General features: G+C 70.1%; 1 pseudogene. It reads right to left on the reverse strand.

The window, feature by feature from the left end:
• Nucleotides 1-331: pseudogene (locus tag HTV45_RS34725) on the reverse strand (hypothetical protein); the annotation flags it as partial.

Raw genomic sequence — 331 nt, forward strand, 5'->3', positions numbered from 1 at the left:
TGCCCGTGGTAGACCCGTCATTGATCATTTGCGCGGTGACAGCTCTGTTGGAAGAGTCCGGGGTCGCCCAGAACCGATACCCGTTCGGCACGGCGTTGTAGTCCAGGACGCGCTGCACGGTCTCGTTCCCCGCGGCGGGTCGCGGGCCGTCTTCCGGCGCCGGCACGGGCGCTGTCGAACCCGCGCGGGCGGGCGCGCGCATCACCCGCGTGGCGTTGGCCTCCGCTTCGCGCTCGTACCGGTCCGAGGGGTCGGAGACCTTCAGCCCGGACCCGTGGTCGGTTCCCGCCACGGAGCCTTGGCGTTGCTGGATGACGTGGGTGAGTTCGTG

It is taken from the genome of Streptomyces sp. CHD11 (assembly GCF_018638295.1).
Taxonomy (GTDB): domain Bacteria; phylum Actinomycetota; class Actinomycetes; order Streptomycetales; family Streptomycetaceae; genus Streptomyces.